Source organism: Kitasatospora cineracea (genome assembly GCF_003751605.1).
Classification (GTDB): Bacteria; Actinomycetota; Actinomycetes; order Streptomycetales; family Streptomycetaceae; genus Kitasatospora; species Kitasatospora cineracea.
This window is the reverse complement of the sequence record NZ_RJVJ01000001.1, coordinates 2,742,189-2,754,274: the sequence shown is the minus strand read 5'-3', so window position 1 is coordinate 2,754,274 and position 12,086 is coordinate 2,742,189. Positions and strand designations below refer to the sequence as shown.

The following is a 12,086-nucleotide window of genomic DNA, read 5'->3' as shown; positions in this document are numbered from 1 at the left end:
CCGCCGCACCGGCCGCACCGCCGTGCCGGCTGCGTTGACCGCACCGATCCGCACCGACCGCACCGGCCCTCAGAAAGCGAGAAACCTCCCGATGCCCGAGCAGGAGCTGAGCGACGTCTTCGTGCGGGCGGTCGGTGGCAGCGCGCCCGACCTCGGTCCGCTGGTCGCCGGGGCCACCGCCGAGGGGCGGGCCATCCGGGTGCGGCGGCGGCTCGCGCTGGCCGGGGCGGTCGCCGCCGTCGCCGCGCTCGCGGTGGGCGGCGGGCTGCTGCTGCGCCCCGGCGCGGGCCCCGGGCCGTCCGCGGTGGCGGCCGCCGGGCCCGGACCCGGACTTGGGCCCGGATCCGGTGGGCCGTCCGCCGTCCCCGCGCCCTCGGTCACCAAGGCCAGGCCCGTGGTGCTCGACCGGCTGCTGGTGTTCGTCCCGGACCTGGTCCTCGACGGCTGGAGCGAGGAGGGCTCGACCGCCGACGGCACGCGGACCGACACCGTCCGGGCCCGGTTCCGCACCGCCTCCGGCGCGGACGCCGGGACGGTCGAAGTGCGCGTGCAGCAGCCCGGCGGGGCGTCGCGGGACACCGGCGAGAGCTACGACTGCCGCGACCACCGGGACACCGAGGAGTGCGCCCCGGTCACCGGCAAGGACACCGACGGCGTGCTCCTCGCGCTCTCCGACCAGCAGCACCGGACCGCTTACCGGGCGGACCTGCTCGACCACCGCGGCGTCCGGACCGTCCTGACCGCCACCGGCCCGGAGGGCGGCGACCCGCCGTTGGACCGCGACCGGCTCGCCAAGGCCGCCGCCGGACTGACCGCGCTGCCCGGCACCGAGGAGGAGCGGGCCCGGGAGTCCGCCCGGGAGTCCGCCCGGCAGCGGGCCCTGACGGCCGACGCGAGCCCGCCCGCCGCCACCGGTCCCTCCGCCTTCCCGTCCGCCGCCCCTTCCGCCACCCGGCCGCCGAACGCGGCGGATGGCGGGGCGGGCGGCCCGGCGGGCCCGGTCCGCGGCGGATGAGCACCCCCGTGGCGGGGCGGCGGGGGCGAACGGACTAGCGTGAGCCGAATGATCGTGGTGGACGCTTCCGCAGTGGTGCTGTCGCTCGCCGACCGGGGCCCCCGGGGCGACGCCGCCCGGGCCGCGCTGGCCGCCGACCCCGAGTGGGTGGCGCCCGAGCACGTGGTGATCGAGGTGATGCAGTCGCTGCGCGGGCTGTACCTCGCCAAGGAACTGACGGCCGAAGAGGTCGCCGCCCTGACCCGCCGGCTGCCCGGACTCGCCATCCGCAAGGTGGAGGTCGCCCCGCTGCTCGGCCGGATCTGGGAGCTCAAGGACAACCTGACCCCGGACGACGCCGCCTACGTCGCGGTCGCCGAGCACCACCACGCCCCGCTGATCACCGCCGACCTGCGCCTGATGCGCGCCAGCGGCCCGCGCTGCGAGATCCGCGGCATCACGGCGACGGGCTGACCGCCCGGCGGCCGACCGGGCGGCGGCCGACCGGGCGGCGGAACGGCCCGGGTAGGGGTGGGTCGGGGTGGGGCGCGTCGAGTCGGCGGGGACGGGACGGCTGGCCGTAGCGGCGCTGTTCGAGTGCCGGTTCCCGTACGGGTGACTGCGGGTGGCGGTGCGGCACGGCGGCGTGCGCGGCGGGGCGGGGGCGGCCACCGTGTCGGGTGTTGTTCTCCCTGACGGCCCGTCGGAAGGTCCGCGATGCCCCTGTCCTCCGCTGCCGGTGCGCTGCTGGTGCCGCTCGCCCTGCTGCCGATCGGTCCGCCCGCCGCCCAGGGCCCGGCCGGCGTTCCCGGACCGGCCGGTGCCTCCGGGGCCTCCGGCGCTCCCGGGACCGACCGGGTGGTGGACACCCGGTTCGACCGGGCGGACGGCTTCGTCCCGGCCCGGGCGATCACCCACGCACCCGACCTGGTGCCGTACGGCTCGCAGGTGCGGGTCACGGTCGGCCGCGCGGCCGGGCACACCTCCGTCACGCTGGAACTCGCCGGGGTGGCCGGTGCGCACGAGTTCCCCGCGCACGTGCACACCGGGCGCTGCGGCTCCGACCCGGCGTCCTCCGGGCCGCACTACCAGCAGGTGGCCGGGTCGGACGGTGCCAACAATGAGGTGCGGATGACCGTGCGCACCGCCCCGGACGGGTCCGGCACCGCCTCGGCGGCCGTCCCCTGGGAGTTCCGGCCCGACGAGGCGCACTCGCTGGTGCTGCACGCGGGCACGCCCGCCGGTCCGCACGCCGCGGCCGACCGGGCGGCCTGCGTGGACGTCGACTTCTGAGGCCCTCAGGACCCGAGACCCTTCAGGACCCGAGGGTCGCCACCATCACGGCCTTGATGGTGTGCAGCCGGTTCTCGGCCTGGTCGAAGACCACGGAGTGCGCCGACTCGAACAGTTCGTCGGTGCACTCCAGCTCCGACATGCCGGTGAGCTCGTGCATCTGCCGGCCGACCTCGGTGCCGAGGTCGTGGAACGCGGGCAGGCAGTGCAGGAACTTGACCGCCGGGTTCCCGGTGGCGCGCACCGTGTCCATCGAGACCTGGTAGGGCTTCAGCAGCGCGATCCGCTCGGCCCAGACCTCCTTGGGCTCGCCCATCGACACCCAGACGTCGGTGTAGAGGAAGTCCGCCCCCGCGACGCCGGCCGCCACGTCCTCGGTGAGGGTGATCCGGGCTCCGCTGGCCCCGGCCAGCGACTCGGCCGCCTTGCGGACCTCCTCGGCGGGCCAGAGCGAGGCGGGCGCCACGATCCGGATGTCCATGCCCAGCAGCGCGCCGGTGACCAGGATCGAGTTGCCCATGTTGAAGCGGGCGTCGCCGAGGTAGACCAGGGTGGTCTCGTTCAGCGGCTTGCCGGAGTGCTCCTGGATGGTGAGCACGTCGGCCAGCATCTGGGTCGGGTGCCACTCATCGGTCAGGCCGTTCCAGACCGGGACGCCCGCGTGCGAGGCCAGCTCCTCGACGATCTCCTGCCCGTCGCCGCGGTACTCGATGCCGTCGAACATCCGGCCCAGCACCCGCGCGGTGTCCTTGATCGACTCCTTGTGCCCCATCTGCGACCCGGCCGGGTCCAGGTAGGTGGTGGAGGCGCCCTGGTCGTGGGCGGCCACCTCGAAGGCGCAGCGGGTGCGGGTGGAGGTCTTGGCGAAGATCAGCGCGATGTTCTTGCCGCGCAGCCGGGGCTGCTCGGTGCCCGCGTACTTAGCGGCCTTCAGCTGGGCCGCCAGGTCGACCAGGTGGCGGAACTCCTGGGGAGTGAAGTCGAGCTCCTTGAGGAAGTGCCTGTTCCGGAGGTTGAACGCCATACCGGTCTCCTGGGTCGATCAGCGGACTGAGACGGGAAGTGTATACGAGGATTCGAATATTCATGCAACGCTGTGATGGCCGACGCGTTGCCGGGACTCGGACGGCCCGCTCTGGGCCGGCCGAGCCGTCTGGGCCGTCCCGGGCCCCGAGTTGTCCGGGGCCCGGATCGCTGCGGGGTCAGAGCCGGGGGTCGACCGGTTCGGACTCCAGGGCCAGCACCGCGAACACCGCCTCGTGCACCCGCCACAGCGGCTCGCCGGCCGCCAGCCGGTCCAGCGACTCCAGGCCGAGCGCGTGCTCGCGCAGGGCGAGCGAGCGCTTGTGGCCGAGCGAGCGCTGGCGCAGCCGGTCCAAGTGCCGGGTGTAGTCCGGGCCGTAGATGATCCGCAGGTACTCGCGGCCGCGGACCTTCAGCCCGGGCTGGACCAGCCGCCCGGAGCCGTCCCGGTGCAGCGGGTCGACCGGCTTGACCACCATGCCCTCGCCGCCGGCCCCGGTCAGCTCCTCCCACCAGGCGACGGCGGCGGCGACCGAGGACTCGTCCCCGGTGTCGACCAGCAGCCGCCCGGTGCCGTGCAGCACCGGCTCCGCGGCCGCCCGGTCGGCGGCCAGCCGGTCGGCCTCCACCAGCCGGTCGATCAGGGCGAGGTGCTCGGTGTGCGGGCGCAGCGCCAGGTTGGCACCCTCGGCGGCGAGCAGCTGGAACGGGGCCAGCCGGATGCCTTCGAGGCCCTCGGTCGGCCAGCAGTAGCGCCGGTACGCCTCGGTGAAGGACCGGGCGTCCTCGGCCCGCTCCTGCTGGCGGACCGTCAGCTCCGCCACGTCCATCCCGCGGTCGGCGGCCCGGGCGAGGGCGTCGAGCGCGGCGGGCAGGGCGGCCCCGGCGGCCGCGCCGACGGCGGCGTACTGGCGGCGCAGCAGTTCGACCGCCTTGAGCGACCAGGGCAGCAGTTCGGCGTCCAGCAGCAGCCAGCCGGTGTCGAGTTCGTCGAACAGGCCGGCGTCCTCGGCGGCGGCCCGCAGCCGGTCGAGGATCGCCCCGGTGAGCTGCTGGTCGTTGAGGAAGGCGCGGCCGGTCCTGGTCCAGATCGCGCCGGGGCCGGGCAGGCCGAAGCGCTTCTCCAGGGCGGCCCCGTCCCGGGCGACCAGGACGACGGCCCGCGAGCCCATGTGCTTCTCCTCGCAGACCACCTGCTGCACCCCGTCGTGCCGGTAGGCGAAGAACGCCTCCTCGGGGTGCTCCAGCAGGCCCTCGCGCCGGGAGGTCGGCGAGGGGGCCATGGTGGGCGGCAGGTAGGCGAGCAGCCTCGGGTCGAGCGCGAAGCGGCTCATCACCTCCAGCGCGGCGGCGGCGTTCTCCTCCCGGACGGCGACGTTGCCGAACCGGGCGGTCTCCACCACCCGGCGGCCGGCCACGTCGGCCAGGTCGAGCGGACGGCCCTCGCGGCCGCCGGGCGCGTCGGTATGCATCGGGCGGACCGGCTCGTACCACTCCTGCTCGGCCGGGACGGCGACGATCTCCCGCTCCGGGTAGCGCAACGCGGTCAGGCTGCCGCCGAACACGCAGCCGGTGTCCAGGCAGATGGTGTTGTTGAGGAAGCTCGCCACCGGCACCGGGGTGTGGCCGTAGACCACCAGGGCGCGGCCGCGGTACTCCTCGGCCCACGGGTAGCGCACCGGCAGGCCGTACTCGTCGGTCTCGCCGGTGGTGTCGCCGTACAGCGCGTGCGAGCGGACCCGGCCGGAGGCGCGGCCGTGGTACTTCTCCGGCAGGCCGGCGTGGCAGACCACCAGCGCGCCGCCGTCCAGCAGGTAGTGGCTGACCAGGCCGCGCATGAACTCCCGCACCCGGGCCCGGAACTCGTCGCTCTCGGCGGACAGCTGGTCGATCGACTCCTGCAGGCCGTGCGAGACGGTGACCTTGCGGCCGCCCATCCAGCGGCCGAGCTTGTTCTCGTGGTTGCCGGGGACGCAGAGGGCGTGGCCGGTCTCGACCATGCCCATCACCAGGCGCAGCACGCCCGGGGTGTCCGGGCCGCGGTCGACCAGGTCGCCGACGAAGACCGCGGTGCGGCCCTCGGGGTGCGCGGCGTCCACGGCGCGGCCCTGCTCGTCGCGGGCGATCCGGTAGCCGAGCCGGCCGAGCAGGGTCTCCAGCTCGGAGCGGCAGCCGTGGATGTCGCCGACGATGTCGAACGGGCCGGTCAGGTGCCGCAGGTCGTTGTACCGCTTCTCCGGGACGATCTCGGCGCGCTCGACCTCCTCGACGCCGCGCAGCACGTGCACCTTGCGGAAGCCCTCGCGCTCCAGTCCGCGCAGCGAGCGGCGCAGCTCGCGCTGGTGACGGGGGATCACGTGCGCCGGCAGCTGCCGGTCCGGCCTGGCCCGGTTGCGCTCGGCGCACACCTCGGCCGGGACGTCCAGCACGATGGCGATCGGCAGCACGTCGTGCTCCCGGGCGATGGCGAGCAGCTGGCGGCGGCTCTCCTGCTGGACGTTGGTGGCGTCGACCACGGTGAGCCGGCCCGCCGCGAGCCGCTTGCCGACGATGTAGTGCAGCACGTCGAAGGCGTCGGCGGAGGCGGACTGGTCGTTCTCGTCGTCGGCGACCAGCCCCCGGCAGAAGTCGGAGGAGACCACCTCGGTGGGCTTGAAGTGCCTGCGGGCGAAGCTGGACTTGCCGGAGCCGGTGCTGCCGATCAGCACCACCAGCGAGACGTCGGTGACGGGCAGTCGGCGGCCGGCCCGGGCAGGGGTCGGCTCCGGGGTTTCGGTGGTCATCGGTGGGCGCTCCCTTCCGGGGCGTGGTCGTGCGACGGGGTGCCGGTGACAGCGGGTCCAGCGGCGTCGGGTCCGGTGGTGACGGGTTCGATGGTGGCAGTGGATTCGGTGGCAGCCGGTTCGGTGGTGGCAGTGGATTCGGTGGCAGTGGATTCGGTGGTGGCAGCGGGTTCGGTGGTGGCGGGTTCGGCGAGGCGGAAGTGCGCGAGCTGGGTGGGTGCGCCGACCTCGGGGTCGACCGGGCCGACCGGCTCCAGCTCGACGGTGTAGCCGTAGTCGGCCGCGACCTGCTCCGTCCAGGCCGCGAACTCGGCGCGGCCCCACTCGAAGCGGTGGTCGTCGTGCCGCTTGTGCCCGGCGGGCAGGGTCTCCCAGCGGACGTTGTACTCGGCGTTCGGGGTGGTGACCACGACCGAGCCGGGCCGGGCCGCGCCGAACACGGCGTACTCCAGCGCGGGCAGCCGGGGCAGGTCGAGGTGCTCGATGACCTCGCACAGCACCGCCGCGTCATAGCCCTTCAACCGGGCGTCGGTGTACGTCAGCGCACCCTGGACCAGCTTCACCCGGCGGGCCTGACGCTCCGGCAGCCGGTCCAACCGCAGTCGGCGGGCGGCGATCGTCAGCGCGAGGGAGGACACGTCCACCCCGAGCACCTCGGTCACCCGCGGTTCCTTGAGCAGCGCGCCCACCAACTCGCCCTGCCCGCAGCCCAGGTCGAGCACCCGGGCCGCGCCGGTGCGGGCCAGCGCCGCCAGGATCGCCGTCCGCCGCTGCGCGGCGAGCGACTCCCCGCGCTCCCGGCCGCCCTCCGCAGCACCGGCGGCCTCGGCCACCACCGCGATCGGTCCGGCCGACCCGGTCGGTCCGGTGGCGTTCACCTCCTCAGCGGTAGCCGTGGCAGTCGTGGCATCTGCGGTGTCCGCGGTCCCCGGAGCGTCCGCGGTCCCCGGAGCGTCCGAAACATCCGGGACGTCCGGCACCGCGTTGTCGATCTCCTCGGCCTCGCGGTCGTCGGCCTCGGCCAGCCGGGCCAGCGCCAGGCGCTCCGTGGCGAGCCTGGTCAGCGACCAGCGGCGGGAGAGGTAGCGGCGGATGATCAGGGCCCGTTCGGGGTGGTCGGCGAGCCAGCCCTGGCCGGCCGCGAGCAGCTTGTCGACCTCGTCGGGGGCGACCCAGTAGTGCTTGGACCCGTCGAGGACCGGCAGCAGCACGTAGAGGTGCTGCAGCGCGTCGGCGAGCCGCAGGGTGCCGGTCAGTTCGAGCCGCACGTACCGGGAGTCGCCCCACTCGGGGAAAGACTCGTCCAGCGGGACGGGCCGCGCGTCGACCTGCCAGCCCAGCGGGGCGAACAGCCGGTCCACCAGCCCGGGGCCCTCGCCGCCGGCCACCGGGACGGCGGGCAGCGCGATCCGCAGCGGCAGCGCCCGGCCGGGCAGTTCGGGCCGGTGCGCGCACTCGCCCTTCATCGCGGACCGGTAGACCGTGCGCAGCGCCACCGCGAGCAGCGAGGAGGCGGCGTACGGGCGGTCGTTGACGTACTGGGCGAGCGCGAGGTCGGGCGAGCCGGACCGGCCCTTGCCGCGGCCTTGGCGGAGCAGCGCGGTGGGGTCGATTTCCAGCAGCAGCGCGGCGGTGCACGCCTGCTCCCCGGCCTCGGGGTAGAAGACGTGTGCCGTGCCGTGCGCGGTGGCGAACCGCTGCACCTTGTCGGGGTGCTTGTGCAGCAGGAAGCCCAGGTCGGAGGCGGGGTTCTCGGCAGTGCCGGTGGTGGAGATCGATACGAACACCCGGCCGAGTATGGCCCGCGGGCCTGTTCGGGGGCACCAGGTTTTGTCCGTCCGGTGAGCGTGTTGGTCAGCCCTCGGCCCGATTGGTTACGGTGCGGGATGTGACTGCTGAAACCTCCTCCCCCGCAAGCGGCGCGGTGGCCGCCGGCCTGGCGACCATCGCGGCCGACGGCACCGTCCTCGACACCTGGTTCCCCGCGCCCGAGCTGGCCGCCGCTCCCGGCCCGTCCGGCACCGTCCGGCTGAGCGCCGAGGAGGCCGAGCTGGCGCTCGGCCCGGGCGCCGCCGAGGCGCTCCGCACCGACGCCCGGCGCGACGTCGAGGTGGTGGCGGTGCGCACCGTGATCTCCTCGCTGGACGAGAAGCCGTTGGACGCGCACGACGTCTACCTGCGGCTGCACCTGCTCTCCTCCCGTCTGGTGAAGCCGCACGGCCAGAGCCTGGACGGCATCTTCGGCCTGCTGGCGAACGTCGCCTGGACGTCGATCGGCCCGACCCCGGTCGCCAACGTGGAGCGGGCCCGGCTGGCGGTGCGCGCCGAAGGCGGGCAGCTGGCCCTGTACGGCATCGACAAGTTCCCCCGGATGACCGACTACGTGGCGCCGGCCGGCGTCCGGATCGCCCACGCCGACCGGGTGCGCCTGGGCGCGCACCTGGCCGAGGGCACCACGGTGATGCACGAGGGCTTCGTCAACTTCAACGCGGGCACCCTGGGCACCTCGATGGTCGAGGGCCGGATCAGCGCGGGCGTGGTGGTCGGCGACCACAGCGACGTCGGCGGCGGCTCCTCGATCATGGGCACCCTCTCCGGCGGCGGCAAGCAGGTCGTCTCGGTGGGCGAGCGCTGCCTGCTGGGCGCCAACGCGGGCATCGGCATCTCGCTCGGCAACGACTGCGTGGTCGAGGCCGGCCTGTACGTCACCGCCGGCACCCGGGTCACCACGCCGGACGGCTCGGTGGCCAAGGCCGTGGAGCTGTCCGGCCAGGACAACCTGCTGTTCCGCCGCAACTCGCAGTCGGGCGCGGTCGAGGTGATCGCCCGCTCCGGTTCGTGGGGCGGTCTGAACGCGGATCTGCACTCGCACAACTGACCTCCTGTCAGGTGGTGTTCGCCCGTCGGCCGGGTTCCTGCTCCCCAGCGGCCCGGCCGGCGGCGGGCCCGCCGGACCCGCCTCGCTCCCGCCCGGCGCCGTAGCCCAGCGGGGGCGGGCCCCGCAAACTCGGCTCACTCCTGCGGCTGACCTGGACCGCCGGTTGGACCTCAACGGGTGGTCCGGGGTGACCGCGCGCGGCGGGGGCTCGTTGGACCGGCGGCGCCGACCCCCGGCGCTTCACACCGCACCACCGAGCTGAAGGGGCCCCCTCATGTCCGAGCCCTGGACCGAGCCGCCCACTGCGGACACCGCCGACGGCGACGCGCCCGCCACCCCGAAGTCGCTGTTGGAGCAGATGCAGGAACTGCTCGCCTCGATCACCACCGACCTGGCCGGACTCGACTCCGATCTGCGCTCCGCCGCCGCCACCCGCGGCGAGCAGGACACCCCGGCGGACGGTTCGCCCCGCAGCTGAGCGCCGCACGCCGCCGGGACCGGCGGGCCCAGCGGGACCACGAGCCTCGGCTCCTCCCGCCGGGCCGCACCCGGCGCCCCCGCGCCGAACAGGTCCGTCCCGCCCTCCTCCCGTTCTTCCCGCTCCTCCCGTTCCCCCGGCCCGTCGTCCGGGGCCCGTGCACCCGCCGGACCCCGCTGCTCGCGCAGGAGTTCGGCCACCAGGTCGCGGCACTCGGAGCCGGCGTCCAGTCCGTCGATGCAGCTCCAGTACAGGCTCTCGGTCTCGGCCCCGCAGGCGAGCACCACCAGGCTCTCGTTCATCTGCTCCAGCAGCAGGGCGAGTTCGGTCAGCACCGGCTCCAGTTCGCCGAGCGCGCTGAACCGCTCGACCAGCGTCGGCCCGGACCACTCCGGGTACACGCCGACCGGGCCGCCGGGCAGGTCGTCCAGGCCCGGTTCGGGCGGCTGCCGCAGGCAGCTCGCGGTGTGCGCGCCGGCCTCGCAGAGCAACTGCCCGAGGGTGGCGAAGGACTCCCCCTCGTGGTCGGCGATCCGGGCTCCCACCGCTTCGGTGAGCAGCCCGGACTGCCAGGCCTCGTGCAGGATGTCGCCGGTCGTCCGGGCCTCGGTCAGGGCGTGCCGGACGGTCTTGATCAGCCGCAGCGCCTCCATGGTGCGCTCCCCTCCTCCACCGCCGCCGTCCTTCGGCGGTCGGTCACGGGGATCAGCGTGCCGCCGCCCGCGCGCCGCTCCCAGCGGGTTCGGCACACCTGTGGACAACCCGGCCCTGTGGACAACCCGGGTCCCCCGCACGAGGGAATTCCGGCTGATTTCCCGGCACTTCGGGAACCCTCCCTAGGGCACCGGGAACCTGCTCTCGTTGCGCTCGATCTTCTCCGCCAGCGCCCGCAGCGGGTCCACCTCCAGCACGGTGCACAGCTGGAACAGGTAGGCCAGCACGTCGGCCACCTCGTCGCGGACCCGGTGCGCCGCCCGCTCGTCCGACATCACGTCGGCGGCCTGTTCGGGCGTCAACCACTGGAAGATCTCCAGCAGTTCGCCGGCCTCGACGGTCAGTGCCGAGGCCAGGTTCTTCGGGGTGTGGTACTGCTGCCAGTCGCGGGCGGCCGCGAACTCGGCCAGCCGCCGCTGCAGCCCGGAGACCGTCGACTCCGGCCCCGGCGCCACCGACTCGGACCCCGGCACCGCCCCGGGCTCCGCCACCCTCGGTGCCGCTCCGAGCTCCGCCACTCCCGGTGCCGCCGCCCCGGGCTCCGCGTCCGGCACCGTCCGCTCTTCTTCGTCGCTCATTCCCCCAGGTCTACCACCGCGTCCTCGCCGCGCGCCGCGCCCTGCACCGGCACCCGGGCGGCGGGCTCGGTGCGGCGCAGCAGGCTGTGGCCGGTGGCCGGATCGCGTCGGCACTCGACCAGTTCGACGCCGTCCAGGCCGAGGGCCGCGCCGGGTTCCTGGAGGGTGGCCAGCAGCCGGATGTCGCCCTTGCCGGTGACCTCGCGGGCCAGCCGGAGCAGGGCGGCGGCCTGTTCGGCCGCCAGGCCCGCTCCGACGTCCTCGGCGAGCAGCACCAACTGCCGGTGCGCGTCCGGTACTTCGATGGCGGGATCGACGTCCAGCACGGCCGCGCCGGTGAGCAGGACGGCGGCGAAGGCGAGCAGCCGCAGCATGCCGTCGGAGGCCTGGTCGGCGCCGGTGCGGCCGAGCACGCCCTCGTCGAAGACGGCGATCAGCCGCTGTCGTTCGGCCTCGCCGCGGCGGGCGACGCCGAGGCCGAGCAGCGGGTGCGGGGCGGCGGCCTGGACGGCGCGCAGCAGGCGGGCCCAGCGGCGCGGGCACTCGTGCTCCAGCCGGTGGAGCACCGCGGAGATGTTGCCCGCGGTGCCGCGCAACCGGGCCTGCGGCTCGGGCCGGCCCCAGCCGCGCATCGCGGCCGGCACGGGGTGCAGCGCGAACATCTCGCGCAGCGCGGTGAGCACCTGCTCGGCGGCGGCCAGCACCTTGCGCTCGCCCTTGGAGGATCCGGCGACCCGCAGCGGGAGTTGGGCGGTGATCAGGCTGCCGCTGGGCAACGGGGCCCGGATGTCGCCCTGCCGGGAGTCGTTGTGCCAGGTGACGTTGACCCGGCCGCGGGCGAGGTCCTGTTCGCCGGTCTCCATCAGGGTCCGGCCGTCCAGGGTGAGCAGTTCGCGGGCGATCCGGACGCGTTCGTCGGTGCGCACCACCACTTCGAGCCGGATCGATCCGACGCAGGAGCGCACGGTGCAGCCCAGGATGATCGCGTTGCGCCCGTGCGGCACGCAGCCGATCAGCCCGCCGCGCACGGGGGCGGCGAGCGGGCCGCGCGGGCCGCCGACGCCGTCCAGCGAGGACTTGATCTCCTCCCCGAGGGCCAGCCGGGAGAGCACGCTCAACGCGTCCAGCGCGTTGGACTTGCCCGCCCCGGACGGCCCGTGCACCACCGTCAGCGGCGCCATCGGCAGCACGGCCCGCCGGTAGGACTTGAAGGAGGTCAGCCGCAGCTCCTCGATGATGGGGCGCTTCACCTCCGGCGCGGACGCGGTCGCGGGCGCGGGCGCCGTCACCGGTACGGCCGCCACCGCCACCGGTACGGATGCCATCGGTACGGACGCCACCGTCG

Annotated in this window: 10 protein-coding genes; 4 read left to right on the top strand and 6 right to left on the bottom strand. The window is 74.8% G+C overall.

Annotation, left to right across the window (positions count from 1 at the left end; genetic code table 11):
* The first annotated feature begins 91 nt into the window (after positions 1-91).
* The 3 genes from EDD39_RS12630 to EDD39_RS12620 all read left to right on the top strand — a co-directional run bounded on the left by EDD39_RS12630 (position 92) and on the right by EDD39_RS12620 (position 2,287).
* Positions 92-1,015, top strand: a complete 924-nt coding sequence (locus EDD39_RS12630) for a hypothetical protein (protein WP_123555650.1) — start codon at positions 92-94, stop codon at positions 1,013-1,015.
* A 48-nt stretch (positions 1,016-1,063) separates the two neighbouring features.
* On the top strand, positions 1,064-1,468 hold the full coding sequence (locus tag EDD39_RS12625; protein WP_123555648.1) for a type II toxin-antitoxin system VapC family toxin: 405 nt from the start codon (positions 1,064-1,066) through the stop codon (positions 1,466-1,468).
* 243 nt (positions 1,469-1,711) lie between these two features.
* Positions 1,712-2,287 carry a superoxide dismutase family protein gene (locus EDD39_RS12620; RefSeq protein ID WP_123555646.1) on the top strand — a complete coding sequence of 192 codons (576 nt, stop codon included), beginning with the start codon at positions 1,712-1,714 and terminating at the stop codon, positions 2,285-2,287.
* Positions 2,288-2,309: 22 nt separating this feature from the next.
* Here the strand turns inward: EDD39_RS12620 and argF are convergent, their stop codons facing one another.
* From argF to EDD39_RS12605, 3 genes are all read right to left on the bottom strand, one after another.
* On the bottom strand, positions 2,310-3,311 hold the full coding sequence (argF, locus tag EDD39_RS12615; protein ID WP_123555644.1) for an ornithine carbamoyltransferase: 1,002 nt from the start codon (positions 3,309-3,311) through the stop codon (positions 2,310-2,312).
* Positions 3,312-3,489: 178 nt separating this feature from the next.
* Positions 3,490-6,093, bottom strand: a complete 2,604-nt coding sequence (locus EDD39_RS12610) for a polynucleotide kinase-phosphatase (protein WP_123555642.1) — start codon at positions 6,091-6,093, stop codon at positions 3,490-3,492.
* Entirely contained in the window at positions 6,090-7,880 is a 1,791-nt protein-coding gene (locus EDD39_RS12605) for a 3' terminal RNA ribose 2'-O-methyltransferase Hen1 (RefSeq protein WP_123555640.1), read from the bottom strand. The genes EDD39_RS12610 and EDD39_RS12605 overlap by 4 nt, the downstream gene beginning before the upstream one ends.
* A gap of 101 nt (positions 7,881-7,981) precedes the next feature.
* On the opposite strand from EDD39_RS12605, the gene dapD reads away from it, so the two are divergent.
* The gene (dapD, locus tag EDD39_RS12600; protein ID WP_123555638.1) at positions 7,982-8,971 is read left to right on the top strand and encodes a 2,3,4,5-tetrahydropyridine-2,6-dicarboxylate N-succinyltransferase; all 990 of its coding nucleotides are present in this window, start codon (positions 7,982-7,984) and stop codon (positions 8,969-8,971) included.
* A gap of 240 nt (positions 8,972-9,211) precedes the next feature.
* Here dapD and EDD39_RS42525 read toward each other — a convergent pair whose 3' ends face one another.
* The 3 genes from EDD39_RS42525 to EDD39_RS12585 all read right to left on the bottom strand — a co-directional run bounded on the left by EDD39_RS42525 (position 9,212) and on the right by EDD39_RS12585 (position 12,066).
* The gene (locus tag EDD39_RS42525; protein ID WP_162870002.1) at positions 9,212-10,102 is read right to left on the bottom strand and encodes a DUF6099 family protein; all 891 of its coding nucleotides are present in this window, start codon (positions 10,100-10,102) and stop codon (positions 9,212-9,214) included.
* A gap of 183 nt (positions 10,103-10,285) precedes the next feature.
* Positions 10,286-10,618: a nucleotide pyrophosphohydrolase gene (locus tag EDD39_RS12590; protein ID WP_244257176.1), complete on the bottom strand. Its 333-nt coding sequence runs from the start codon at positions 10,616-10,618 to the stop codon at positions 10,286-10,288.
* Between the two features lie 119 nt (positions 10,619-10,737).
* Complete coding sequence (locus EDD39_RS12585; RefSeq protein WP_123818391.1) at positions 10,738-12,066, bottom strand: AAA family ATPase; 1,329 nt, start codon at positions 12,064-12,066, stop codon at positions 10,738-10,740.
* Positions 12,067-12,086 lie beyond the last annotated feature (20 nt).

What these genes read in the sequence shown, in the direction of transcription:
- EDD39_RS12625 (WP_123555648.1), top strand. Translation starts at nt 1,064, where the DNA reads ATGATCGTGGTGGACGCTTCCGCAGTGGTGCTGTCGCTCGCCGACCGG.
- EDD39_RS12585 (WP_123818391.1), bottom strand. Translation starts at nt 12,066, where the DNA reads ATGGCATCCGTACCGGTGGCGGTGGCGGCCGTACCGGTGACGGCGCCC.
- EDD39_RS12620 (WP_123555646.1), top strand. Translation starts at nt 1,712, where the DNA reads ATGCCCCTGTCCTCCGCTGCCGGTGCGCTGCTGGTGCCGCTCGCCCTG.
- EDD39_RS42525 (WP_162870002.1), bottom strand. Translation starts at nt 10,102, where the DNA reads ATGGAGGCGCTGCGGCTGATCAAGACCGTCCGGCACGCCCTGACCGAG.
- EDD39_RS12610 (WP_123555642.1), bottom strand. Translation starts at nt 6,093, where the DNA reads ATGACCACCGAAACCCCGGAGCCGACCCCTGCCCGGGCCGGCCGCCGA.
- EDD39_RS12630 (WP_123555650.1), top strand. Translation starts at nt 92, where the DNA reads ATGCCCGAGCAGGAGCTGAGCGACGTCTTCGTGCGGGCGGTCGGTGGC.
- argF (WP_123555644.1), bottom strand. Translation starts at nt 3,311, where the DNA reads ATGGCGTTCAACCTCCGGAACAGGCACTTCCTCAAGGAGCTCGACTTC.